This window comes from Pedobacter xixiisoli, from assembly GCF_900215335.1.
Lineage (GTDB): Bacteria > Bacteroidota > Bacteroidia > Sphingobacteriales > Sphingobacteriaceae > Pedobacter > Pedobacter xixiisoli.
Genome location: NZ_OCMT01000001.1, coordinates 985114 through 1009394 on the forward strand (window position 1 = coordinate 985114; position 24281 = coordinate 1009394).

A 24281-nucleotide genomic window follows, 5' to 3' on the forward strand; every position below is an offset into this window, starting at 1 on the left:
TAATTGTTGTAGATATTGAAACAAAATCCTAGTTTTAGACAATAGCTTTTCGCGTCAAATTATGTCCAAGCATATTGTTATTTGTGATGATCACCAGCTTTTTTTAAATGGAATTGCCGAACTATTTAAAAATACTGGACGTGATTATCGTATAGCTAAATTCAACAACGTAACCGCCTGTAAGGAATACATCAGTAATCACGCAGTTGATGTATTTATCTGCGATTTAAATATTGATAGTGCCGATGGTTTTTTATTACTTGATGAATTGAAACATCAGTTAAAGAATACAAAAAAAATTATACTCACAGCTTATTACGAAGATTTTCTTATCCAAAAGGCAAGGAGAATGGGAATGGATGCCTTCTTAAAAAAAGAAACCACTGCAGAAGAGTTGATGAATGTAATTGAAGCTGATTTGAATGGAGCGTTTTATGTCAACGGGAAAGATAGCAAAAGCGTAGGTATTTATAGAGAGATAGATGTCCCTATTATCAATAAATTCCGGATTTCTAAGCAGGAAAAAGAGGTAATTAAATTAATTATCAAAGGACTAACCAGTAAGGAAATTGCCGATGCTCTTTTTGTTAGTAAAACAACGGTAGATACTCATCGGAGAAATATCCATAAGAAACTAGAAATTACGAATAGTAGTTCGCTCATCAAGTTTGCCCATGAGAACAATCTACTTAGTTAGTTTTCTTCTTCTAGGCTTTTTTAGCAGCATGAAAGCTGCTGGTATCCAAAAAATCACTACTCGCTCTGGATATATTCTTGATAAAGGTTCGAAATGGCAATTAACCGCTATTCAAAAAAAAGAGTTTAAATTTTTTCGAGAAAAGCAAGACCTCAATATTGGATACAATAAATACGACGCCGTTTGGTGCTACTTTAGTTTCAAGAACCCGTCTTCATCGCAAACTGCAAAAACGTGGCTGTGTTTCGATAATTATCATATCGATAGTTTAACATTTTTTGATTATAAGAAGATTCGTTTACTTGGCGACCGTACCGCTAATCAAAGTCCTTTTCTTAGCACTTTAGCGTACGAAATAGAAATTGAACCGGGCGAAGAAAAAATAGTTTGGGTTCGACTTAAAAAGCAAACTTCTTTCTTCGAATTTTCTTATCATCTAGATAATTCTGTATCTCTTGAAACTAAGTCATCCAGAAAAATAGCTTTGGTAGCATTTTTTATTGGTATTGCTTTTTTTCTATTGATGATCAACGGAATCCTCTACTTAATGACCAAAAAGCGGCTCTACATTTACTACATCGGTTACTCTTTATTAACCGTGCTTTATGTAATGATATCTACCAATTTTGCTAAACATTTGCTGTTTCCACAGTTTTTGTTCTTTAGTGAAGCAAGGGTTTTTACTGGAGCGTTGTGGTACATTGCACTAAGCTACTTTTTAAGCTGCTTCTTACGCTTAAAGGAAAATCAATTTTTTAAATACAAGCTGATTTCTATTTTGTGTGGCATTAATCTTCTCCTTGTATTTCTATCTATTTTCTTCTTAGTGATTTCACCAGATTTAGATTTTAGGCCGTTTTTTGTTTTAGGTTATATCATATTTATGTTAGCTATAGTGACCTTATTCTGGGCCGCTATAACACATTTAAAAATAGAGAGGAAACAAGCAATTTATGCGCTACTTGCTTTTGCACCCCAATTGATTTGGGGCGCTTGCTTAATTCTTAAAACTTTCGAAGTTATTCCAAAATCTTTAGGAGACCAATGGATGGTTTATGCTAGTTTGTATGAAGTGTTTTTATTTGGAGTGGTGTTGTCTAGAAATTACGTAGAGGTTTTTTTGAGGAATAGCGAATTGATGCAGGAGGTAATACGAGAGAAAGAAAACTCATTGAGTGCTATCAATACTGTGCAATTAAGAGAACGTAGAAATATAGCAAACATCATACATGATAACGTAGGCAGTAAAATAGCTTATATCTTACACCTGTTTGATATGAAAAATTCAAGATTGGCAAAAGAAACCATCACAGAGCTTGCAAGTGATATCCGAGATATTTCACATAAAATTCTCCCGAAAGCGCTTGATGAAGGTGCTTTGCTTTCAAGCTTGCGAAGTCAGATCGCAATACTTAACGATGGGATCGAAAACACAGAGATTGAGCTCTTTTGCTACGATTTTCCAGAAAGAATTAATGAGAAATGGATTTACGATATCTATCTAATAGCATTAGAACTAATTAACAACGCCATTAAACATGGTAAAGCCAAACTGGTTACCATAGAGTTTTACGGATATGATGATCATTACCATTTCCAATTTACCGATGATGGGCTCGGTTTTAATGTAGATGAAACTGAAAAAGGTTTTGGTTTAGAAAATATAGGAGAACGAATACACCATTACAAAGGCGATTTTGAGATAAGCAGTGCGGTAGGCCAGGGCACAATTGTATTAATTGATATTCCGATTAAAAATAATTAATCTTTTATTCTATAAGTTGTCATAAGTCTGCTCTACAATAAAATCAATAGCCTTTTTAATTTGATTTCTTCCTTTCTTATCTTCTAAATCAATTCCACAAAACGTTGTGCTGTTATGTGCAGTGCTCATATTAAGGTAATACAAACCAGAAACGAGTATAGCACAAATAGCTCGGAAAGTTTCAGATTTGCCATTAAAATGAGGGTCTACCATACTGGCAAAAATTTGCTCACCAACATTTTCCTGCTCTTTTGTAAGCTTAGTAAGCGAATTGCGCTGCTGCGAAAGCCTCCAAAGCAGAATTTTTTGCAATTCTATGTTATGCTCCAAAGTATCAAATTGATTTTGGAACATTTGCTTTAAGAAGTCCTTGCCACCATCTTCAATTATAGAAGGAACTTTTTCTCCCTTAACGTTGCTCCAGAAATCTTTAGAAAGCACATATTCATCTAGCAATTGGTCAAAGCCGCCGAAATAACGATAGATCAGTTTCTTGTCTAATCTTGCAGTAGCAGCAACATCATTAATTTTTAGTGCTGCGTAACCTTTGGTTTGTAGAATTTCACCCACAGCATTAAGAAATTGCTCTTTGCTTTTTTCTTTGTTTTTTTCTCTAGCTGGTTTAATTTTTTCGTTGGATTTTTTTTCCATATAACTTAATGGCGCAGTTAATTGCACAAAAGTAAAAGAATTTAGGATTACTTGGATGCTATCTGATATTCAGTGACATATCGCTTTTACCTACATTGTGCAAATTTTTCATTGCGCTTAATCATCAATTGATGGAAAGTTTACTTTATTTTTGAACCATGACGATTGAAGAGCTTGAAGAGTGGTACAAAAATGCTCCTGCACCACAAATGCCCGTACATTTAGATGAAGCAAACACCGTACACGACTATGCACTGTTCGTGAATTCTCATTTCGAAGGATTAAAATTTGCGAAGGTAGAACTCACCAAATCTCCTTTAATGACAAGGCTTCTTAAGATGAAATTACTGATTGAGGCTAATTTATAGCTTTTCGTAATTCCAAAAGCTTATTTTTCTTCTGAAGGTAAAGCCAAGTTTTTCATAAAGTTTAATTGCGCCCATATTTGTAGCTGCAACATGTAGAAAAGGCAATTTTTCTTCGTTTAGTATTCCGTTGGCTACATGAGCTACCAATTGTTTGGCATAGCCGTTTCCTAAATGTTGCGGATGTGTAACTACTGCGCTAACTTCGGTAGCTCCATTTATCGCCATACGTTCTCCCGTAACCGCTACTAGTTTATTGTCTTTAAAAATGCCATAGTAGTTTCCTAATAGAGAGGTTTTGCTTCTGTAATAACCAGGCATGACCAAAGTAACTAGATCAGTCAATTCTTTTTGATGATTCTCATTTAATAACACAATTTCGTCTTTAAAATCAACTGATGCGTGCTGCAGCAATAGCATTTGGTCGCAAACTAATTCCCCAACTAGTTTTATATTTTCTGGGCGAGCATCTGGTTTGTTACCTACTACGAAAAATTTGTTTGCTAGCTCTGCATAGTCCTCTAATGCTTTTAGGTCAACCTTTTGTTCTAGGAATGTTCCAAATGGGCAATATTCTGGATTGAAAAAACGAAAGCCGCCTAAATTTAGACAGTGTTGTTGGTGTGTTTCTGCTAAGGAACTCCAAACTGGATTATCAAGTTTATTAATTATAGTTTGGTCTAATCTAGGATATTTTGTAGTCATTGTTTTCTGTGTGTGATCTAGCTAAAATATACATTCAGCTACAGGTTTGGCGAAACAACTCATTAATATTACACCACTCGGACAAGAAGCCTGCGTATGTTTTCGCTAACCTAATTTTTATTTATTGGCTGATTTTTATTACAAATAAACTTTAAGTTCTTACAGTTGTTTATTTTCAAAAGCATCTGGTGCTGAAAACGAAAATCAAGCATCTCTAATTTGAAAATTATGACGACAAAAATTCACTTATTAAACGAGCTTATTGAGCTTAATAACGACAGAGCAGCGGGATTTCACAAAGCGATAAAAAACATTGATGATGAAATGGATAACGGAGATTTAAAAGTGCTTTTTGAAGAATTCGCCTTGCAGAGCGATAAATTTGCGGAAGAACTGACATTGATTGTCGCAGCTAATGAAGGCGAACCAGAAACTGGAAATAGTGTAACAGGCAGTTTGCATCGTGCTTGGATTGACGTGAAATCGTTATTTGGTGGTACTGACCGAGAAAGTATTCTTTCTGAAGCGGAAAGGGGCGAGGATATCATCAAAAACGCCTATCATTCAGTTATACAACAGAATAGGCTTAGCGGAATTGCTCATGATACGGTAAGTGCTCAGTCTGTGCAATTAGATAAGTCTCATGATAAAATCAAGGAACTGAGAAATTTGGCTCGATAAATCAGAAGTATTTGTCGAGCGTAATGCCGTAGGTAAGGTTTAGGTTTTCGCTTCGTGTGATATTCATTCGGTTATAATTGAGAGAGGTGGTTAAGCTAATCCACTTCTTCAATTGTATACCCAATTTGTTTGTACTGCGAATAATGTAATCATCGCCTTTGGCAAAAGAATTTTGAATGAAATTACTTCCTTCAAACAAAATCAATTCCTTTATCTTAATTCGATACTGCAGTCGAAGTGAGTTTCGATAGGTATCGTATTTGGTGTCCGAAAGCAAGTTACTCGTATCATATACTACACCATCGCTAATATTAACATAGAAATTTTCTTTATCTATAATATTGTAGGCAATACCCAAACCTGCTTGTACTTGGTGGTTGATTTTTAATGAATAGCTGGTGGCATAATTCAATAATCCCCAGTAATAAAAGTGAGGTAGGCTCTTGTAAAGGTTAAAGTTAAGTGTAGACGAAAAGTCATTGTTGCTTAGCAGACTGTTTTGCTTGCCATATAGCCAATTGGTTGCCGAATTGAGTACGATGTCTTTTTTCTTAATGCCGAAGTTTAAACCATTGTTTAGCAGGTAAGCATTTCCAGTGCTGGTTTCATTTAAAGAGCCCGTTGCGGTAAGTGCTACGTGGTAAAAGGTACTGTCGTTATATTGCGCTTTCATGATGACGCAATTAAATACGATAATTAAAACGAGTATCCATTTCTTCATGTTTTAAAAAACAGTTAAATGGGCTAAAGGTTCATTTTTTGGGTTTTTCGCTCCAACAAAGTGTGTTTTCGGTTGTTTAGATTTCATCACTCAAAATCATTACTAACATGGAAAAGAAAAAAATAATCTCTGGACAACGGCCTGAAGGCACCACCGATAAGTCTTACGAAATGAACGGCAGCCATACGTTTAGTTCTCCTTCTGAGAAAATAAACATTAAAAGTTCGGAAGAGTTAGCTGACCATTACGACCGCGACGAAACCTGCAACAGTAAATACGATAAGGGCGAAAAACACTAACGTTTGCCTTATTCAACAGGTTTATTGCCAGTTTCAATTTCTACCTGTTTAGTACTTACCGCATAATGCGAAGGTCTTATTTCTGAACCGTATGCAATGGCGTAAGCTTTGGTGAATTCTGCTCCAAAATAAAGGATGATAGAAGAATAGTAGGTCCAAAGCAGTAAAATAACCAATGACCCAGCTGCGCCATAGGTACTGCCAACATCGCTTTGCCCAATGTAAATAGATATGGCAAACTTGCCAATCATGAACAATATTGCGGTTACCAAGGAACCTAAAATCACATCACGCCACTTAATCTCGGCATCGGGTAATACCCTGAATATTACCCCAAATATTACTGCAATCACTACTAAAGTTACTATTTGGTTAATGATATAGAAAAATACCACAGAAACATCAGAGAAGCGTATTTCTAGTTGTTTGCTGAAACCATCTAATAGGGAAGTTACTACTAAGGAAACCAATAAAAGAAAACCTAAACTAATGATAACAGAGAAGGACAGGAATCTATTTTGCAGCAGCTTTAACCAACCTCTTTTAGGTTTCGGCTTAATGCCCCAAATAGTATTGATAGAATCCTGAATGTCTGCAAATACTGTGGTAGCACCCACTAAAAGGGTAACGATACCAATGATAAAGGCAATATTTCCTTTGTTACCTATGGCAGCTTTCTTAACAATTTCTTGTAACTGTAAAGCAGTTTCTTTTCCCATAAAGCCGCTCAGTTGCTGATAAATCTGTCCTTCTGCAGCCTCTTGACCCAGAAAAATTCCACATAGTGATATAATCACAACCAATAATGGAGCCATAGAAAAAACAGTGTAGTAAGCTAACGAACCGCTTAACTTAGTTACATTATGGTCACTAAAACCACTAAAAGTAGCTTTCAATACTTTAAAAATGCCCTTAAAAGTTAATTTGTTTTTTTTCATAGGATACTTTTATCTAGCGTTTCTGTAAAAATCAAATGATTTCCTTTTGTCTGCTAAGTTTTCTTCATTTGCTGCTCTTCGTTTTTCAAAATATCTGGCAATGGTTAAACCTGCAAAATAATTTTCTACCTTTTTACGCTTCCATAGCACAAGTAATGCAGCTAAGGTTAGGGTAAGGGTAGCAGCTAAAAATCCTAAAACGTGACTCCCAAAGAATACTGATAAGGAGAAAGATAAGGTAATGCTGGTAAGAAAGATAACTAGCAGCAAGCAAACAACAATCGAAGCATTGGTAATTAAGTCGGCTAAAAGTTTAAAAATAGCAAGTACTACTTTGTACTTTTGTGCTTGTATTCTTGCTTTAGCGTGGTTTTTTGCGGTATTCCAATAATTAACGAAAAGTTGTCGTAGTTTTTTCTGCATAGTATTAAATTGAATAAGTCTAACCCTGTAACCGCAAAAAATGTTTGTAAAAACTTCATTTTGAAGAAATGAAGATGGTTTTAGGTCGAGTCAGATAAGGTTTTTTGAGCTCAGGCTTTTGCTTTTGAACAATAAATTTTCGTTGTAATAATTGGTCTATTTTTTGCTTTTTAAAACTATATGGAATGATTGCCTCTAAAATCACAAACAGTTTAACGAGGTTCATTTCAATACATTTGGATTTTTTTAGAAGTTTTAAGTGCGTAATCAGCTCTATAACAATGTCAAAAGCTTTTTACTTTTGAATATTAATGTATTTGGTTGAATAATAAAAGTTAAGTAACTAGTTATACATGATTTGTTTTTAAGTCTAAAAAAAGACACGCTTTATTAACCGTAAACCAGCAATCTTGAAAAATAATATTAACATCTCTACAACTACCGAGAAAATTAACTTCCCAAGTTTGCTATCTGCCTACAAAATTATAGGGACTGCTAACGAAGAAGAATTCGATCGAATTGCTAAGCTGGCCTCAATTGTTTGCTCAACTCCAATTGCGTTAATTTCTTTTGCAGATACACAAAGGCACTGGTTTAAATCAAAAATTGGAATTCAATTAAACGAAGTTCCTATTGAATTAGATTTGTTTAATGATCTGAAAACAAAAGAAGTATCTGAATTTAGCTTAGACGATGACTGGCAAAGTAAGCGAGCGCTAGCAATCCCAGAAATTGCTGATATCCGTTTTTATGCTGGCTATCCTTTAATAGATGCCGAAGGTGTTGCCTTTGGCACATTAACCGTGATGGATTATCGTTCAAGAAGCCTAAATAAAGAACAACGTACAGCGTTGGGCTTACTTGCTGAAAGCTTAATGACGCTACTGCTCGAACGTAAGAATAAAGAAGACTTAAGCTCTTTTGAGAAACTTTTTGAACTTTCTGGAGACATGTTGAGTTGGATTGGTGCAGATGGTTTGTTCAAAAAGGCAAATCCAGCTTTGCTTGATATGGTTGGCTTAACCCAAGAGCAAATGTGTGCGATTTCTTTGTTTGAGTTCATGCATCCAGACGACCACGAACATGCAATGACTTATCTCGAACGCATCAAGGCTGGAGAATCTGTAGTGAAATTTATATTTCGTGGAAAACATAAGACTGGAGAATATCGCTATGTACAGTGCACATGTAGTCCAGACCCCGAATCTGGTCAGTTTTTTACCTTGGCTCGTGATGTTACACAGGAAGTTTTAAAAGATAAGCAGATTGAAGAAAGCGAAGCAAGATTTAGAACTGTATTTGAGGGGTCTCAATCTATGATTGCTACCCACGATTTGGATGGAACTTTGCTGTCCCTTAATCCCGCAGGTGCGGCAATGCTAGGTTTTAATGCCGATGAAATAAAAGATAAGACGCTTTTTGATGTTTTTCCTTCCACAGAATGGGAGCGGTTACGCACATATTTGGAAGCTATTGCTATAGACGGAAAACGCCAGAACCAGTTGACTTTCAATTTGCCTAACGGCGATAGAAGAAGCATCATTTTTAATCATTTACTGCATTTATCTGCCAAAGGCGACAGGTATGTGATTTCTAATGGAACTGATATTACAGAAAGGTACCTGATTGAAAAAGAACTTGAACTGGCTAGGAATATGTTGGAAGAAACAAGTTCTGTCGCTGGAATTGGTGGATGGCAACTTAACGTCGAAAAACAGCAGCTTCACTGGAGCACCATCACCAAAGACATTCATGGCGTACCACAGTCTTATGAGCCTACTTTGGAATCTGCCATCCATTTTTATACTGAATCAAGTAGAGAGTTGATCCAAACTGCTGTAGATGCAGCAATGAAAGACAATAAAAAATGGGATTTAGAATTACAGATTACCACTGCGCAAGGTAAAACAATATGGGTTAGAGCGTTGGGGAAAGCTGAATTCGAAAATGGTGTCTGTAAAAGACTTTACGGTACTTTTCAAGATATTGATGAGAAAAAAACAATACAGCTGGAGATGCAAAAATCCCAGGCGATACTGTCTGCTTTTGTGCAACACACGCCAGTAGCAGTTGCTATGTTAGATAAACAAATGAATTACATTGCCGCCAGTAACCGTTGGATATCAGATTTTTCATTGGAAGATTCTTTTGCTTTAGGGAAATCTTACTACGAACTTTTCCCTACACTTTCTGATGAAGCAAAAGCTCGACACCAACGTGTATTGGCAGGTGCTTTAGAGGCATCTGCAGAAGATAAAACTACACTTGCTGATTTTGCTAAAGTTCGTCACGTAGCTTGGGAAATGCGACCTTGGTTTGAGTTTGATGATGCTATTGGTGGCATGATGATTTCTGCACAGGATGTGAGTGATTTGGTAGAGCAACGAGAGGAAATAAAAAAGGCAAAACTAATAGCTGATGATGCTAATAGAGCTAAATCTGAGTTTTTGGCCAACATGAGCCATGAAATTAGAACGCCACTTAACGGTGTGATTGGTTTCAGCGATTTACTTCAAAAAACGGAACTTTCCACAACTCAACAGCAATATGTCAGCATTGTTAACCAGTCGGCATCGGCGTTGTTAACTTTGATAGACGATGTATTGGATTTTTCGAAGATAGAAGCAGGGAAGTTGGAATTGGATATCGAGCCTTGTGATATCGTTGAAGTAGCACATCAGGCAGCAGATATTCTCACTTATCAAGTGCAGAAAAAAGGATTGCAGATGAAACTGGGCTTAGCCGATGATTTGCCAAAAACCGTGCTTGCAGATGGGAGTAGGCTGAAACAGGTCTTACTCAATTTATTGTCTAATGCTTCGAAATTCACAGAAGAAGGAAGTATAGAACTAGATGTAGCTTTACAATTTGCTACAGCTACCGAAGTTACACTTCGATTTTCAGTTCATGATACGGGCATAGGTATCAGGAAAGAGCACCAACATAAAATATTCGATGCTTTTACACAGGAAGAGCGTTATACGGCCAAACGTTATGGAGGCACTGGGCTAGGTCTATCGATCTCGAATAAATTATTGGCAATGATGGGGAGCAAGCTGCAATTAGAAAGTGAATTAGAAAAGGGGAGTATCTTCTTTTTCGATTTGAAGCTTCCGTTGGCTAAATCTTCAAAAAAACCGGATCGTGTTGATATGAAGTTTAACTTGGATAAACAACAAACCATCGATAGTTTAATGGGAAGTAAGCTTCACATATTAGTTGCAGAAGATAATGCCATTAATATGATGTTAACTGCAGCCATGTTAAATAGAATTGTACCAAATGCACAATTAACGAAAGTAACTAACGGAAAAGAGGCGCTGGAAGCTTGTAAGTTGAGCATGCCCGATTTAATTTTAATGGACTTGCAAATGCCCCTAATGAATGGCTACGAAGCTACAAACGAAATACGACAGCTGGAAAAAGGAAATACAGTGCCTGTAATTGCGCTAACAGCAAGCCATACTATGAATGAAGTAGATAAATCAAAGAAAAATGGAATGAACGATTTCATAGCAAAGCCCATCGTTGAGAAAACTTTTTCGGCGGCAATCTTAAAATGGATTAAAAAAGACTAATATATTTTATATTCGCTTCATCATTTAATTTCTCGTTGAAGATTGAAATATTGATTACGTTTGTGAACCCTTAAATAACTATCTCACCTTTTGCTAATGACTGGATATCATCAGTTGCTTTTCTTTTTTAGTGCTTTGGGCGCTTTTAATGGCTTTTTACTTTCGATTTACTTCGCCGTTAACGCTAAAAAGAAACATTTTGCAAACTATTTTCTGTCTCTCTTGCTGTTGGTTTTAAGCGTTCGAATTGTCAAGTCGGTATTTTTTTATTTTAACCCCAATGTTTCTAATGTTTTTATCCAAATTGGACTTTCTGCCTGTGCACTAATCGGACCCTTTCTTTTTTTATACCTTAAATCTTACACTACAAATGAAAAAATAAATTGGGTAAAACATATATTGCCTTATGCCTTCATCGTTACCGTGTTGGGTGTTGTTTATCCTTACTTTGAAAATAATAACTTGTGGGTTAGATGGATTATTAATGGCATATACGCACAGTGGTTCATTTACATCGCTTTTTCCTTTAAATACATCCGCCCAATTGTTAAAAAAATAAAGGAAAAAGAAAGTTTAAAGAAGATAGATGTTTGGTTCCTTAGCATTTATTTAGGCATTGCATTTATATGGCTAGCTTATGCAGTTGCAACTTACACCTCCTACATCGTTGGCGCTTTATCATTCTCATTTATACTCTATTTAGTTATTTTACTTTTCATTTTTAGAAATAGTAAAGAATCTACTTTCTTAATAGAAAAGGAACGGTATAAAAACAAAGAAATCGATAAGGAAACAATGGCTTTAATTGACCAAAAACTTTCTATTATTATTGAAAAAGAATTGTTCCTTAATTCAAATTTCTCGCTTGAAGATGCTTCCAAAGAACTAAAGGTGACGAAACATTTGTTGTCGCAATATGTAAATGAAGTACTAGGGAAGTCTTTTTCCAATCTGATTAAAGATTATAGAATCGAGAAAGCGAAACGTTTGTTAGAAACCGAGAAAAACTACACCATCGAAAGCTTAGGCTACGATAGTGGATTCAATTCTAAATCAACTTTCTTTACTGCATTTAAGAAAAACACAGGCTTAACGCCAGCAGAATATCAAAAAGCACACTCCAAATAAGTTCAATTTTATAAAGCAGAACTTCAATTCTATCAACTAGAAATCTTTAAAATATCGGCTCATTGATATTTGCACTCATTATTAAAAAGATAAAATTTTAAAAATGAGAAAAGCGTTTTTATTGATGGTGTTTATGGTATTTGCTTTCTGCAATGCATTAAATGCTCAAATTAAAATTTCGGGCAAAGTACTTACGCTCGAAAAAAATCCCTTAGAATATGCAGAAGTTGCGCTGCTGTCTGATAAAGCTATACCACTTGTAAGTCACATAACAAATGAGAATGGAGAATTTGTGATTGACTTTAAAAAAGGGGTCTACAAATTAGAAATTCGCCAATTTAAACAGGTGCTATATACAAAAGATATAGAACTGAATTCCGATTTTGATGCAGGAACTATCACAGTTGATGTTACAAGTATTTTGGGAACCGTTACAATTTACAAAAAGAAAGAACTAGTAGAAAGAAAAATTGATAGGCTCGTTTTTAATATAGAAAACACGATTAGCGCTGTTGGCGGAGATGCGTTAGACGCATTAAAAATAACACCTGGAGTATCGGTTAGAAACGAAAATATCACCATCGTTGGTAAACAATCAATTAGGGTAATGGTTGATGATAAGATATTGGAGCTTGGAACGGAAGATTTGGCAAGTTTCCTAAGGTCAATTCCAGCAGATAATATCAAAAACATAGAAGTAATTACTACTCCGCCTGCTAAATATGATGCTGCAGGTGGCAGTGGGCTTATTAATATCAAATTGAAAAAGGCGCAGTCAGATGCTTGGAGTCTATCTTTAGGAAGTACTTATCTGCGAAGATACAATGAGGGGGAAGGAGCTGTAACAAGTAACTTCATGTACAGCAAGAATAGGTTAAGTCTTTCGTCTTCATTTAATTATAGAGACGGCGGCGAAACATTTGATTATCAGGATTACAACTCTTTTCCAGATGATATATGGAATACAAAACAAGTGTTTAACCGGAAGTTCAAAAGATTTAACGGCGTATTAGGAATGCAGTATTCGGCAACTGATCATTGGATGTTAGGCTTTCAATATATCGCTAACTTGAATAAAACACATACCAACCGACCTGCAAAATCATCAGTTTTTAATTATAATAACGATATACCTTTTAACGAAATCTTATCACTTAATACTGCCGGCCAAAAGCCGCAATTTAATTCTATAAATTTATTTAATGAGTTTAAGCTTGATTCTGCTGGGAAAAAGATAATCCTGAATTTAGATTACTTTAATTATGCAAATAATGATACAAGACCATATGAAGGGACTTCAGTAATGAATAATCCTTATGCTATTCAATATTTCAAAGGAATTAATGATAATGAGCAAAAAACCAATAATTATTCAGGTAAAGTTGACGTCGAATTGCCAACAAAATTCGCTAATTGGAGTACGGGAGCAAAGGTTTCTGTTTCTAACACAGCAAACAACATCTCTGCTTTTAATAGCGGTTTGGTAAATAGTCCGATAACGAGTATGCCACAAACGAGCCATCAATTTAATTACAATGAAGATGTGCAGGCACTTTATTTTTCTGGGAGCAAGAAATTAAAGAATAATTTAGAAGCTCAGATTGGGCTTAGAATGGAAGCTACGCAAACGAAGTCTTACAATGGAAATTCAAATCAATCTTTGAGTTACAATTACGCCAAGCTATTTCCTACTGTTAATTTAGCCTATGCTCCGGCTGGAAATTCAACTTATAGGTTTAGCTACGGCAGAAGAATAGCTCGACCTAATTTTGCAGAACTGAATCCAAATGTGACCTACATCACCCAATTTCTAACCATAGAGGGTAATCAAGTGTTAAGACCTTATTTTATAGATAATTTCGAATTTATTTATTCTTACAAAAAACTTGAAAGTAAGTTATATTACAGCATAGAAAACGATGTATTTAACCAATTAGGATTACCGGATGTAAATACCAACCGCATTCGTTTGATTTATAAAAACATCTTTAACCTGAAGAGATATGGTTTTTCAGAATCGTTTACCTTCGATAAAATTAGCTGGTGGAACAGTACCAATATGCTAAATGTGAATTATACAACTGTACAAACTATCGATTCGTCAGCAAAGGGTGCAGATGGTTTTACTTCATTTTTCACCACTAATAACGACTTTACTTTAAATAAAGCTAAAACGGTATCCTTTAATCTAGGTTTCGATTATTATATGTCTGGTGCATACGGCATAGATAGAATCAAACCATTTACTTCCACTTCGGTTGCTATTCAGTACCTGTTGCTCAATAAAGATTTAAGGATAAACCTAAGAGCCAATGATATTTTCAGATCAGACAGATTTAGGTTCAGCTCAACTGTGAACGGGGTTCATAGAAGTTCTAACTATTATTTTGATACCAGATTGTTTCAATTGTCGGTAAACTACAAATTCGGCAGTAATAAAATCGATGTTAAAAAGAGGCGAACTGGAAACGAAGAGGAGAGGGCAAGGACTGGAAATTAATAGAAATAAATTAAAATATAACAAAAACGAAAAGCTTTGCAGAAATGTGAAGCTTTTTTTGGTTTAGGTAAGGAATGAAATATAACTCCGTCCTAAAATCCGTTGTTTAGCAAATACTTGGCACAGTTGCAGGAATGGTATCTACGGTGACTTTTCGCCTAAAATCCTTTAATTTTAAACTTAATTAGAGATTTGTGGTTTAAGAATTTATAAAAACTTAAACTAATTAAGTTGCTAAGGGAAGTATTAAATTTTATATTTACGCTTATTTGAACGTATAATGTTTAACGAACAGCTATTACAAGATTTCAGTAAATACAGACATATTTCATTTGATTTATGGCTTACGCTCATTAGGTCAAATCCAGAATATAAACCTAAAAGAAACCAGCTTTTTAGAGATTTTTTTGCGATAGATAAACCTATCGAGGAAGTTGCCGCTGTCATTAGAAAATTCGATATCCTTACCAATGGTATCAATGAAAAGGTAAATCGAAATTTTGATACTTACGAAATCTATTGCTTAATTCTCGATGCCTTAGAGGTCAAATTGGAGAGTTATCAGCGTCAACAACTAGAAGATTTTTACAAACATACCGAAGAATTGATGATGCAGTACAAACCATTACTGCTAGACGATAACTTGCCTAAGTTTTTAAAGCAATTGCACGATGATGGCAAAACCATGAACATCTTGAGCAATACCGCTTTTATTAAAGGCAGTTCATTGCGCCACATTATCGCACATTATCAACTCGATAGCTATTTCGCATTTCAGGCTTTTTCAGATGAAACTGGCTTTTCAAAACCTGGGCTAGCAATGTACGAATACGCCTATCAAAATATCAAACTATTAGCGCCAATAGAAAAGCATGAAGTACTCCACGTGGGAGATAATGTAGTGTCCGATTATAACGGAGCGCTTGCTTATGGATTTGATGCTTATCTAATCACACACAAAACAACAGATGAATCTAAGTTACAGCCGCTATAAAATTACCGACAAAAATAATTGTCCTTTCTCAGAAAGCGAATACAGTAAGTTTAAGTTTGGAGATAGTGCTATCGCCAGAAAATTTGCCGACGAATTATTCGATGGTTTCATTGCAGAACATAAAGACCTCATTTTATCGAATGAAGAAATTGTAATTCTGCCAAGCCCTTATCATTCTATACCTACGGCATCAAATTACCTTAGTTTCTATTTTAAAACTAAAATGAATACCTTTCTTTATGAGCATAACAGAAAGGCATTGGTAGAATCTAAAATTTATCGAAATCAAACCTATACCACCGATTATGGTAATCTAGATTATGAACAAAGGGTAAAACTAATTGCCAATGATACCTATTACATCGATAGAAATTTTATAGATGGCAAGCTGTGTCTGTTTTTAGATGATATTAAGATTACCGGTAGTCACGAGCATATCGTAAAAAAGATATTGGAACAGTACAATGTTCAGGGAAAATTTGTATTTATGTATTATGCTGAACTGAAAAATAGCGATATACACCCTAATATTGAAAATTATTACAATTATTTTTACGTTAAGGATATTGAAAGTCTAAGCACAATTATTAACGCTCAGTCATTTGTGTTCAATACCCGTACGGTAAAGTACATTTTAAAACTAGAAAAAAGTGAGTTGTTGCTGTTGGTAGCGCAAGTTGAAGATACGTTGTTAGAGCAACTTTTTCATCTGGCGGTAAGCAATAATTACCATACCATAGCAGATTACCAAGAAAATCTCGCTTATATTAACCAAAGTATAAAAAATAAAATAACGCATAATTATGGCTATCAATTTACAGAAGGGTCAACGTGAGACTCTTAATGCACCAAAATTCACGATAGGTTTAGGATGGGATACTAACGCAACTTCTACAGGAGCTGCTTTTGACCTTGATGCATCGGTATTTATTCTTGGCGAAAACAAGAAAATTATTGCCGATGAGTTTTTTGTGTTTTACAACAACCTTAAATCTCCAGATGAAGCGGTAGAGCACACCGGAGATAATCTTACAGGAGACGGCGATGGTGATGACGAGCAAATCAATGTTGATTTATCTAAAATAGATCCTAGGGTAACTGAAATCTGTATTGTAGTGACTATTCACGATGCTGACGCTAGAAAGCAAAACTTTGGGCAGGTAAGAAACTCATTTGTACGTATTGTAGATTCTGTTACTGGTAACGAATTGGTGAAATACGAATTGGAGGAAGATTTCTCAATTGAGACTGCGGTTGAATTCGGCAGGATTTACAAAAGAAACGACGAGTGGAAGTTTGAGGCCGTAGGTGCTGGCCAACGTGGCGGATTAGAGCAATACGTAACTAAATACAACTAAAACATGGCTATCAATTTAGAAAAAGGACAGCGCATTAACTTAGAAAAAAGTAATGGTGCTAAGTTGCAAAGTATATGTGTAGGTATCAACTGGGGTGCTATTGTAAAAAAAGGTTTATTCGGAAATAAAAAAGAACCGGTAGATCTTGATGCAAGTTGTGCAATTTATGACGAGAACAAAAGAAATTTAGATACAGTAAGCTTTAGACAGTTAAAATCTAGAGATGGTGCCATTAAACACAGTGGTGATGATTTAACAGGCGATCTTAATGGTGACGATGGCTTGGACAATGAAGTAATTACGCTTGATTTGAGCAAGTTAAACCCTGCAGCAAATTATGTAGGTTTCTTCATCAATAGTTTTCGTGGGCAAGATTTTAAAGATATCCCTTTTGCTTCGATTAGAATTTATGAGGGCACACCTACCAGAGTTAACGAAGTTTTTGCCAAATACGATATAGCAAACGATAGTGCTTTTGCAGGTAACGTTTCTATGGTTTTAGGCGTGTTTTACAAAAGAAACGGCGATTGGAAATTCAACGCTATCGGTCTTCCTACAGCCGACAGAAACTTGGAACAAACTGTAGTAACCATTCAACAAAACCATTTATAACATGGAAAATAATGAACTTAGCTTAACTGCTACCGCATCTCCGATAGACAAAGAAGGAAATGTAACTTTAGAGAACATCAAAGAAGCAGACTTAGCGACTTATAAAAACATCTCTGATAAGCTTTCGGAAAAGGATACAAATTCTATTCTGAACTTTGGTGCCGAAATACAGAATTCTATTTCTCGTCAGAGTGATACCTTTTTAACCAACGTTAGAGCGCAACAAGGTGGGGAAGTAGGAGGGTTAATCAACGAACTATTAGCCGAGTTGAATTATATCGACGTTAATGAGCTTAACCAAAATGCGTTTCAAAGGTTTATCTCAAATGTTCCTTTTCTTAAAAGGTTGGTTGTTGACGTAAAGAAACTGTTTCAGAAATACGATAAAATTACCGCTAACGTAGACAAGATTAGCAACAAGGTTAAAGCAGGGATGATTAACTCTGTGAAAGATAACACCTCGTTGCAAACCATGTTTGATAGCAATGTTAGCTTAATTAAAGAGCTTGAAAATTACATTGTAGCAGGTCAGTTAAAGTTTAAAGAACTAACTGAAGAGCTAGCGGTAATGGAAGGCAATCCGGCTAACTATCAAGATTATGAAATCGCTGATAAAAGAACTTTCATCAATAGGTTAGATAAAAGACTGGCTGACATGAAGATTGTTCGTTTCATCCTGTTACAATCTTTGGCGCAAATACGTGTGGTGCAAAACAACAATACTTCTATTGCAGAAAAAGCACAGAGTATTTTAACCACCACCATGCCGGTTTGGAAAAACCAGTTGACTTTGGCTGTTGCATTGCAAAGACAGAAGCAAAACATTGAAGTACAGCGAAAAGTTTCGGAAACTACCAATACCATTTTGCGTAAAAATGCCGAAATGTTGCAACAAAACAGCATTGAAGTAGCCAAAGAAAATGAGAACACGGTGGTATCTTTAGAGACATTGCAAATGACTACCAAATCGTTGATAGATACACTTAATGAAGTGAAACAAATTCACGAACAAGGCACGCAAAAGAGAAGAGAATTAGATGCCGGATTACAAAGTTTAGAAGCTGAATTAAAAAAGGGAGTAGTTAACTAAAAACTCCCGTATGGTAACATGAGATGGTGGAAGGGTTGGAAGAAATATATGCTCAGATAATTAAGGACAGTGCCAAAAGGCTACGGGTTGTAAAAATGTTATCCAACTTTTTTAACCATAAGGATCTCTTTGCAGTTTACATTCGCACAAAGGTGATTCATAACCTTTTTGAGTCTAATAAAAATCTAGATATAAATAAGCTGGAACTGTTTCATATACAATATACCAGTAGCTTAATTGAATTGTTCCAGAAACTTAAGAAATCTAAAGAGCAGCAATATTTATTAATTACCGATGAGATTTATATCAACGATGATCTCATCAAAAAACTAGAACAGGAGACAGAAGGCAGCAATTTTCAAATTGCGGCTAAAAAGCATGGTACGCTTATGTCTAGCAAACTTCGGGAGATTTATACCATGCTAGATGCTGGCACTGCTTCTCCCACGTTTGGCTGGGGCGACATCATGGTGTTTTCTGCTCGTAAGGGTAAGGAGTTTTTTAGAGAGTTGCCAGGTGGCGAAGCTTTTTTACAACTCACAGAATGCGCTGGAAAAAAGACCTATCAAGCAGAGTATGCTGTAATTGAGAAAAAGCTAATAGGTAAACTTAATAAGCTGAATTTCAGAGTGAAGTTTGCCTGCGGCTTAAGGTTTGAAAATGAATATGTAGAGGTTTTTGATTTTGTAGACTCGAACGATCAGTTTATATTTATTAATAGTATTAAAACATTTTACCTGCTCGACGAGATAATGTCTGAAGGTTTAGATTTATCGAGAAACAGTTCTGATAAGGCAACAATTGTATTTGAATTGAGAAGCAAAAATGTTTTGTTGCGAGATAAGTTGACTACCGTTAAAACATCACTTCCCGAAAGTGTAGAAGAAGTGTTAGCAGGTTATCTGGCAAAGATATCGGGAGTTGATTTTCTAGAAGAACTGCAAAATGTAGACGAGCAGACCAATATTTTACGAGCAATGTTAAACATCAATATCAACACAAAATAAAATGGCAATAAATTTAGAAAAAGGACAAAGACAAAATATCAGTGCCCCAAAGTTTACCGTAGGTTTGGGTTGGGACGCTAATTCAAGCAGTACTGGCGAAGCATTTGATTTAGATGCATCTGTATTTGTTTTGGGTGCAAATGGCAAATTAATTAGCGATAGCCACCTCATCTTTTACAATAACCTAAAATCACCAGATGAGGCGGTAATACATGCAGGAGATAACCTAACTGGAGCAGGCGATGGCGACGATGAGCAGGTAATTGTAGATCTATCAAAAATTGCAGATGCCGTAAATGAAATCTGTTTCGTTGTAACCATTCACCAAGCAGAAGCTAGAAGACAAAACTTTGGTCAGATCAGAAATTCATTTATCCGTATTGTAGATGGCGCTAACAATGCTGAATTAGTAAAATACGAATTAGATGAAGACTTCTCTATTGAAACTGCGGTAGAATTCGGAAGACTTTACAAAAGAAATAACGAGTGGAAATTTGAAGCGGTAGGTTCGGGATTAAAAGGAGGACTTCAAGATTTCTTGAATAAATACAACTAAACTTAACCAAAATAAACAGATACTACTATGGCAATTAATTTATCTAAAGGTCAAAAAATCGATCTTAAAAAAAGTACGGGCGAAACACTTACCAATTTTTGTGTTGGCGTTAACTGGGGCGCAATTGAAACAAAAGGTTTCTTAGGGCTGAGCAAAAAAGTACAAAATATAGATCTTGATTTAAGCTGCATACTTATTGATGAGAACAACACTATTTGTGATCATTTATATTCGCCACTTTACCGTGTAGAGGTTTTACAGCAATTTGGTTTGCCAAAAGGTAAGCTGGTTACTGTCGATAATGCAATGAGACACACAGGAGATGATTTACAGGGAGACTCTGGTGGCGACGATGGCTTAGACAATGAAATCATCACCGTAGATTTAAGTAGAATTTCACCTAACGTTGCGCAGATATTCTTTTTCTTAAACAATGCGGGTAGCGAAGATTTCTCACAAATTCCTTACTCAAAAATTAGAATGTACGAAGGTACACCTACTCATGTAAAATCTGAGTTTGCGTCTTACAATGTTTCTGCTGAGTCGCAATATGTGGGTAAACAATCTATCATTATGGGTAAATTGTACAAACGCAACAACGAATGGAAATTTAGTGCTATCGGCGATCCAACAGAAGATACTTTCTTAGGTCAGACGATACATCGTATTGTTCAGTCTTATTTGTAAGCGATGAAAATCAAGAATATCGATGGCTTAAGTGTATCAGAGATACAAGCCATTGTAAACGACGGAGGCAGGTTTGTGTTTTTTCCTTACACTGTTTCCGTGGTTCTTGCCACTTTTAAAAGAGCTTCGTCTATCTACCTCATCAGACCTTATGAAAAATCTATCAAGTACTCTTACAAGCATGTAATTACCAATGCTGTGGTAGGTTGGTGGGGTATTCCTTGGGGGCCGATCTATACCATCGGATCAATTTATGATCACATGAAGGGTGGCAAAGATGTAACAGATATTGTGATGAGCGAACTGTTACAAAACGATCCCGAAGCAAATACCAGCACTTACAATATTGGAGGTGTAGTATCATCTAACGCGGTACAAAGAGACGATCAACCGCCAACGTATAATATTCCAAGGTAAACGATAAGCTATGAGAAGACTACCAGTTTATTTTCTACTTGATACTTCTGGGTCTATGTATGGCGAGCCCATACAGGCGTTAAATAATGCGCTGAGCGGAATGATAAACACCTTGCGTAGCGATGCGCAGGCGTTGGATTCCCTTTGGATCAGTATCATCACGTTTGATAGAGAAGTAAAAGAAGTTGTGCCGCTTACAGAGTTGGTACAATTTCGCCTACCAGAAATTACCTGCCCGCAAAGCGGACCAACCAATACAGGCGCCGCTTTAGATTTTGTGATGAACAAAGTTAGACAAGATGTAATTAAAGGATCAGATACGCAAAAAGGAGATTGGAAACCGTTATTGTTCCTTTTTACTGATGGAAAACCAAGCGACATTCAATTGTACCACGAAAAAACAGCCGAAGTACGTGCTTTTGATTTTGGTGCTGTAGTGGGTTGTGCTGCTGGTCATTTGGCAAACGATGCCATGTTAAAGCAGCTAACCGACAATGTAGTTCACCTCGATTCGGCCGATAGCCAAACGCTTAAAACGTTTTTCAAATGGGTAAGCGAAACCATAGAGCAAGGCAATAAAAGTCAGGGTACGGGCGAAGTTTCAAAACTACCACCACCACCTAGCGAAATTACCGTAGTTATTTAACAGAACAACCTATGAGAAGGCTTCCAATATATTTTCTTATCGATATTTCTGAGTCGATGGTTGGCGAACCTATACAGCAGGTAGAAGAGGGATTGGCGAGTATCATTCAAGCCCTAAAATCTGATCCTTATGCTTTGGAAACCGTTTGGGTATCCATTATCGTATTTGCGGGCCAGCCTAAAACTTTGGTGCCCTTGCAAGAGATCGTGAATTTTTATCCACCACGTTTTCCAATCGGGAGCGGAACTTCGTTAAGCAAAGGGCTAGGGCATTTGATGTATGAGCTTCGAAACAATATCGTAAAAACTACTTATGATCAAAAAGGCGACTGGAAACCCATCATCTTTTTATTTACAGATGGTGTACCTACAGATGACACCACTGCTGCCATAGGCGAGTGGAAACGCAATTGGCAACGTTCTACCAATATGATTGCCATTTCGTTCGGCAACGAAGCAGATGGTGCCTTATTGGGGCAATTGACCAATGAAGTACATCTATTCAAAAATACGAGCCCACAATCTTATAAAGAGTTCTTTAGATGGGTATCTGATTCTATTAAAACCAGTAGCGTTAGTGTAGAGAGCAATTCTTCGGGCTTTGAATTGGCTAAAACCAATGGCGATACCATTTCTAAAATAGATTTATCAAAAGCAGCAGATAAAAAGCCTTTGGTAGATGATAATTTCGTGGTACTTGCTGCAAAATGTCAAAACACTAATCGTCCGTATTTAATGAAATATACCAGAAACCTCAACGAAGGTGATTTTGGAGGGATGAAACTCTTGACCAAATCTTATCGCCTTGCAGGAGCATTTCCGGTAGATAATTCGTATTACGAGCTGGCAGATGACAAAGTAGAAAACAGAATTCATAGCGACGAATTGATAGGTGCTCCCAACTGTCCTTGCTGCGGTAATCCTTACGGTTTAGCAGTTTGTGCTTGCCAAAAAATACATTGCTTAGGCGAAGAGTTAGAAAGCACTTGCCCTTGGTGTGGCACTAAAGGCAAATATGGCTTGGGTAACGGTGGTTTCGATATTTCAAGAGCCCAAGGCTAATGGACGAAACAGACAGGTACATACGGGCACTTTTGCAACAACAAGGCATTAGCATTGACGAAAATCAAAGTGAATTGTTTCGGGCATTTGTAAATACAGAAGCAAACATTAACAGCGTAAAAAATATTCGGCTACTTCAACAAAACATGACAAAAGATTGGAAAATAATAGCTCGGCGAGCAGAAATTAATGCTTTGCAGCTAGCTTTTCCAAATGGAATAGCAGGCAAGCCCTATCAAACTAAATTCGACTTTAAGCAATATGGACTGGAAGACATTACCTCTTATGGTTTAAGCGGGTTTGAAAATACTGGTTTGGCCTATGATGCTAATTCAAAAACAATTAGCGGTACGCCTAAAACTAGTGGAGATATCGCAATGCTTTTTAGTTATAATTTTGAAGGCGAAGATGAAAATAGCCCTTTAAACGAGAAGAAAGTAACGATTATCATCAACCCAGATCCTAAATCGTTATGGAAAGATATTCCTAGTGATACGAATGATATTTATGCAAAGGCAGATAATGTAGCTGAAACAGCTTCTCTTTTAGATTTTACCTTACTTGCGGCTTCAAAAAGAGGTCGCTCACATGCTAATAAGGGTAGTTTTAGAGATGATGATTATGCTTACGCTGAATTGCAAAATGGTTGGGGTATTGTAGCCATCTCAGACGGCGCAGGCTCTGCCAAGTTTTCACGCAAAGGTTCGCTTTTGGCATGCAATGCTGTGGTCGATTATTTTACCACGCACTTTAGCTTAGAAAATGTTGCGTTATTGGATGAAGCCATCACCATTTATCAAACAGATACTTCCATAAGAGCTAAGTTGCTCGATATTGCCGGAGCACATTTATCAGCGGCAGCTAAAAAAGCTTATGCAACAATTAATGATTTTGCGCTGGATGCTAATGCATCAGTTAGCGATTTTCATGCAACCTTAGCTTTTGTACTGGTAAAGAAATTTGCAAATGGTTATGCCTTTTTAAGCTTTTCTGTAGGCGATTGTCCAATGGCGCTCGTTAATAAATCTTTTGAATGGGTAAAGCCACTCAATAAGCTAGATGTGGGCGAATACGGCGGCGGAACGAGGTTCATCACCATGGAAGATATTTTTACGAAAGAAAACTTTGAAGAACGTTTTAATTTCGAATTTACAACTGATTTGCCATACCTGGTTTTAATGACAGATGGTATTTACGACCCGAAATTTGAAGTTGAAGCTAACCTGGCGAAAACTGAAAAATGGAAACTCTTTTTCGAAGATTTGGAAGGAAATAATAGTGAAGGGATAAATGCGCTATCAAAAGATGCTGATAACCAGAGCAACCTATCTGATTGGATGGATTTTTGGAGCCCAGGTAACCATGATGATAGAACTTTAATTGTTTTATCTTAGCTTTTGAT

At 36.3% G+C, this 24281-nt stretch carries 25 protein-coding genes; 20 read left to right on the plus strand and 5 right to left on the minus strand.

The features are described 5' to 3' along the window. The first annotated feature begins 61 nt into the window (after positions 1 to 61). Complete coding sequence (locus CRO54_RS03805) at positions 62 to 697, plus strand: response regulator transcription factor (protein WP_097128875.1); 636 nt, start codon at positions 62 to 64, stop codon at positions 695 to 697. After that, complete coding sequence (locus tag CRO54_RS03810) at positions 675 to 2462, plus strand: sensor histidine kinase (RefSeq protein WP_097128878.1); 1788 nt, start codon at positions 675 to 677, stop codon at positions 2460 to 2462. Before CRO54_RS03805 ends, CRO54_RS03810 begins: the two co-directional genes overlap by 23 nt. Positions 2463 to 2471: 9 nt before the next feature. Here CRO54_RS03810 and CRO54_RS03815 read toward each other — a convergent pair whose 3' ends face one another. Beyond that, the gene (locus CRO54_RS03815; protein WP_097128880.1) at positions 2472 to 3113 is read right to left on the minus strand and encodes a TetR/AcrR family transcriptional regulator; all 642 of its coding nucleotides are present in this window, start codon (positions 3111 to 3113) and stop codon (positions 2472 to 2474) included. 158 nt (positions 3114 to 3271) lie between these two features. Here CRO54_RS03815 and CRO54_RS03820 point away from each other — a divergent pair, with 158 nt between their 5' ends. Beyond that, positions 3272 to 3481 (plus strand): DUF6965 family protein, encoded by a 210-nt coding sequence (locus tag CRO54_RS03820; RefSeq protein WP_097128882.1) that lies wholly within the window; start codon positions 3272 to 3274, stop codon positions 3479 to 3481. Here the strand turns inward: CRO54_RS03820 and CRO54_RS03825 are convergent. Continuing rightward, entirely contained in the window at positions 3476 to 4183 is a 708-nt protein-coding gene (locus tag CRO54_RS03825) for a GNAT family N-acetyltransferase (RefSeq protein WP_097128885.1), read from the minus strand. The two genes, CRO54_RS03820 and CRO54_RS03825, sit on opposite strands and share 6 nt — an antisense overlap. Before the next feature lie 228 nt (positions 4184 to 4411). On the opposite strand from CRO54_RS03825, the gene CRO54_RS03830 reads away from it, so the two are divergent. After that, positions 4412 to 4864 (plus strand): ferritin-like domain-containing protein, encoded by a 453-nt coding sequence (locus CRO54_RS03830; RefSeq protein ID WP_097128887.1) that lies wholly within the window; start codon positions 4412 to 4414, stop codon positions 4862 to 4864. Position 4865: 1 nt separating this feature from the next. On the opposite strand, the gene CRO54_RS03835 is transcribed toward CRO54_RS03830, so the two are convergent. Next, complete coding sequence (locus CRO54_RS03835) at positions 4866 to 5585, minus strand: DUF481 domain-containing protein (protein WP_097128889.1); 720 nt, start codon at positions 5583 to 5585, stop codon at positions 4866 to 4868. Positions 5586 to 5692: 107 nt separating this feature from the next. On the opposite strand from CRO54_RS03835, the gene CRO54_RS03840 reads away from it, so the two are divergent. Continuing rightward, on the plus strand, positions 5693 to 5884 hold the full coding sequence (locus CRO54_RS03840) for a hypothetical protein (protein ID WP_097128891.1): 192 nt from the start codon (positions 5693 to 5695) through the stop codon (positions 5882 to 5884). A gap of 8 nt (positions 5885 to 5892) precedes the next feature. Here the strand turns inward: CRO54_RS03840 and CRO54_RS03845 are convergent, their stop codons facing one another. Both CRO54_RS03845 and CRO54_RS03850 read right to left on the minus strand, forming a co-directional pair. Next, the gene (locus tag CRO54_RS03845) at positions 5893 to 6822 is read right to left on the minus strand and encodes a YihY/virulence factor BrkB family protein (RefSeq protein ID WP_097128893.1); all 930 of its coding nucleotides are present in this window, start codon (positions 6820 to 6822) and stop codon (positions 5893 to 5895) included. A 9-nt stretch (positions 6823 to 6831) separates the two neighbouring features. Next, the gene (locus CRO54_RS03850; protein ID WP_097128895.1) at positions 6832 to 7245 is read right to left on the minus strand and encodes a hypothetical protein; all 414 of its coding nucleotides are present in this window, start codon (positions 7243 to 7245) and stop codon (positions 6832 to 6834) included. Between the two features lie 410 nt (positions 7246 to 7655). Here CRO54_RS03850 and CRO54_RS03855 point away from each other — a divergent pair, with 410 nt between their 5' ends. The 15 genes from CRO54_RS03855 to CRO54_RS03925 all read left to right on the plus strand — a co-directional run bounded on the left by CRO54_RS03855 (position 7656) and on the right by CRO54_RS03925 (position 24273). After that, entirely contained in the window at positions 7656 to 10823 is a 3168-nt protein-coding gene (locus tag CRO54_RS03855) for a PAS domain S-box protein (protein ID WP_097128897.1), read from the plus strand. Between the two features lie 96 nt (positions 10824 to 10919). Continuing rightward, positions 10920 to 11951: a helix-turn-helix domain-containing protein gene (locus CRO54_RS03860; RefSeq protein ID WP_097128898.1), complete on the plus strand. Its 1032-nt coding sequence runs from the start codon at positions 10920 to 10922 to the stop codon at positions 11949 to 11951. 103 nt (positions 11952 to 12054) lie between these two features. After that, positions 12055 to 14451 carry a TonB-dependent receptor gene (locus CRO54_RS03865; protein ID WP_097128900.1) on the plus strand — a complete coding sequence of 799 codons (2397 nt, stop codon included), beginning with the start codon at positions 12055 to 12057 and terminating at the stop codon, positions 14449 to 14451. Between the two features lie 280 nt (positions 14452 to 14731). Continuing rightward, entirely contained in the window at positions 14732 to 15445 is a 714-nt protein-coding gene (locus CRO54_RS03870; RefSeq protein ID WP_097128903.1) for an HAD family hydrolase, read from the plus strand. Continuing rightward, positions 15420 to 16280 carry a phosphoribosyltransferase family protein gene (locus tag CRO54_RS03875; protein WP_097128905.1) on the plus strand — a complete coding sequence of 287 codons (861 nt, stop codon included), beginning with the start codon at positions 15420 to 15422 and terminating at the stop codon, positions 16278 to 16280. The genes CRO54_RS03870 and CRO54_RS03875 overlap by 26 nt, the downstream gene beginning before the upstream one ends. Further along, complete coding sequence (locus tag CRO54_RS03880; protein ID WP_097128907.1) at positions 16249 to 16803, plus strand: TerD family protein; 555 nt, start codon at positions 16249 to 16251, stop codon at positions 16801 to 16803. Before CRO54_RS03875 ends, CRO54_RS03880 begins: the two co-directional genes overlap by 32 nt. A 3-nt stretch (positions 16804 to 16806) precedes the next feature. Further along, positions 16807 to 17415: a TerD family protein gene (locus CRO54_RS03885; protein ID WP_097128909.1), complete on the plus strand. Its 609-nt coding sequence runs from the start codon at positions 16807 to 16809 to the stop codon at positions 17413 to 17415. Position 17416: 1 nt separating this feature from the next. Further along, entirely contained in the window at positions 17417 to 18505 is a 1089-nt protein-coding gene (locus tag CRO54_RS03890; RefSeq protein ID WP_097128912.1) for a toxic anion resistance protein, read from the plus strand. A 242-nt stretch (positions 18506 to 18747) separates the two neighbouring features. Further along, the gene (locus CRO54_RS03895; protein ID WP_205943947.1) at positions 18748 to 19512 is read left to right on the plus strand and encodes a hypothetical protein; all 765 of its coding nucleotides are present in this window, start codon (positions 18748 to 18750) and stop codon (positions 19510 to 19512) included. 1 nt (position 19513) lies between these two features. Continuing rightward, a complete protein-coding gene (locus CRO54_RS03900) occupies positions 19514 to 20068 on the plus strand; it encodes a TerD family protein (RefSeq protein WP_097128914.1) in 555 nt (184 codons plus the stop codon). 27 nt (positions 20069 to 20095) lie between these two features. After that, complete coding sequence (locus tag CRO54_RS03905) at positions 20096 to 20755, plus strand: TerD family protein (protein WP_097128916.1); 660 nt, start codon at positions 20096 to 20098, stop codon at positions 20753 to 20755. Positions 20756 to 20758: 3 nt separating this feature from the next. Then, on the plus strand, positions 20759 to 21172 hold the full coding sequence (locus CRO54_RS03910) for a hypothetical protein (RefSeq protein WP_097128918.1): 414 nt from the start codon (positions 20759 to 20761) through the stop codon (positions 21170 to 21172). A gap of 10 nt (positions 21173 to 21182) precedes the next feature. Further along, entirely contained in the window at positions 21183 to 21818 is a 636-nt protein-coding gene (locus tag CRO54_RS03915; protein WP_097128920.1) for a vWA domain-containing protein, read from the plus strand. 11 nt (positions 21819 to 21829) lie between these two features. Beyond that, positions 21830 to 22879, plus strand: a complete 1050-nt coding sequence (locus tag CRO54_RS03920) for a TerY-C metal binding domain-containing protein (protein WP_097128922.1) — start codon at positions 21830 to 21832, stop codon at positions 22877 to 22879. Then, on the plus strand, positions 22879 to 24273 hold the full coding sequence (locus CRO54_RS03925) for a PP2C family serine/threonine-protein phosphatase (protein ID WP_097128924.1): 1395 nt from the start codon (positions 22879 to 22881) through the stop codon (positions 24271 to 24273). The genes CRO54_RS03920 and CRO54_RS03925 overlap by 1 nt, the downstream gene beginning before the upstream one ends. Positions 24274 to 24281 lie beyond the last annotated feature (8 nt).

Bases quoted from the DNA above. Each gene is read 5' to 3' on its own strand.
- CRO54_RS03805 (WP_097128875.1), top strand. From the start codon at position 62: ATGTCCAAGCATATTGTTATTTGTGATGATCACCAGCTTTTTTTAAAT.
- CRO54_RS03810 (WP_097128878.1), top strand. From the start codon at position 675: ATGAGAACAATCTACTTAGTTAGTTTTCTTCTTCTAGGCTTTTTTAGC.
- CRO54_RS03815 (WP_097128880.1), bottom strand. From the start codon at position 3,113: ATGGAAAAAAAATCCAACGAAAAAATTAAACCAGCTAGAGAAAAAAAC.
- CRO54_RS03820 (WP_097128882.1), top strand. From the start codon at position 3,272: ATGACGATTGAAGAGCTTGAAGAGTGGTACAAAAATGCTCCTGCACCA.
- CRO54_RS03825 (WP_097128885.1), bottom strand. From the start codon at position 4,183: ATGACTACAAAATATCCTAGATTAGACCAAACTATAATTAATAAACTT.
- CRO54_RS03830 (WP_097128887.1), top strand. From the start codon at position 4,412: ATGACGACAAAAATTCACTTATTAAACGAGCTTATTGAGCTTAATAAC.
- CRO54_RS03835 (WP_097128889.1), bottom strand. From the start codon at position 5,585: ATGAAGAAATGGATACTCGTTTTAATTATCGTATTTAATTGCGTCATC.
- CRO54_RS03840 (WP_097128891.1), top strand. From the start codon at position 5,693: ATGGAAAAGAAAAAAATAATCTCTGGACAACGGCCTGAAGGCACCACC.
- CRO54_RS03845 (WP_097128893.1), bottom strand. From the start codon at position 6,822: ATGAAAAAAAACAAATTAACTTTTAAGGGCATTTTTAAAGTATTGAAA.
- CRO54_RS03850 (WP_097128895.1), bottom strand. From the start codon at position 7,245: ATGCAGAAAAAACTACGACAACTTTTCGTTAATTATTGGAATACCGCA.
- CRO54_RS03860 (WP_097128898.1), top strand. From the start codon at position 10,920: ATGACTGGATATCATCAGTTGCTTTTCTTTTTTAGTGCTTTGGGCGCT.
- CRO54_RS03865 (WP_097128900.1), top strand. From the start codon at position 12,055: ATGAGAAAAGCGTTTTTATTGATGGTGTTTATGGTATTTGCTTTCTGC.
- CRO54_RS03870 (WP_097128903.1), top strand. From the start codon at position 14,732: ATGTTTAACGAACAGCTATTACAAGATTTCAGTAAATACAGACATATT.
- CRO54_RS03875 (WP_097128905.1), top strand. From the start codon at position 15,420: ATGAATCTAAGTTACAGCCGCTATAAAATTACCGACAAAAATAATTGT.
- CRO54_RS03880 (WP_097128907.1), top strand. From the start codon at position 16,249: ATGGCTATCAATTTACAGAAGGGTCAACGTGAGACTCTTAATGCACCA.
- CRO54_RS03885 (WP_097128909.1), top strand. From the start codon at position 16,807: ATGGCTATCAATTTAGAAAAAGGACAGCGCATTAACTTAGAAAAAAGT.
- CRO54_RS03890 (WP_097128912.1), top strand. From the start codon at position 17,417: ATGGAAAATAATGAACTTAGCTTAACTGCTACCGCATCTCCGATAGAC.
- CRO54_RS03900 (WP_097128914.1), top strand. From the start codon at position 19,514: ATGGCAATAAATTTAGAAAAAGGACAAAGACAAAATATCAGTGCCCCA.
- CRO54_RS03905 (WP_097128916.1), top strand. From the start codon at position 20,096: ATGGCAATTAATTTATCTAAAGGTCAAAAAATCGATCTTAAAAAAAGT.
- CRO54_RS03910 (WP_097128918.1), top strand. From the start codon at position 20,759: ATGAAAATCAAGAATATCGATGGCTTAAGTGTATCAGAGATACAAGCC.
- CRO54_RS03915 (WP_097128920.1), top strand. From the start codon at position 21,183: ATGAGAAGACTACCAGTTTATTTTCTACTTGATACTTCTGGGTCTATG.
- CRO54_RS03920 (WP_097128922.1), top strand. From the start codon at position 21,830: ATGAGAAGGCTTCCAATATATTTTCTTATCGATATTTCTGAGTCGATG.
- CRO54_RS03925 (WP_097128924.1), top strand. From the start codon at position 22,879: ATGGACGAAACAGACAGGTACATACGGGCACTTTTGCAACAACAAGGC.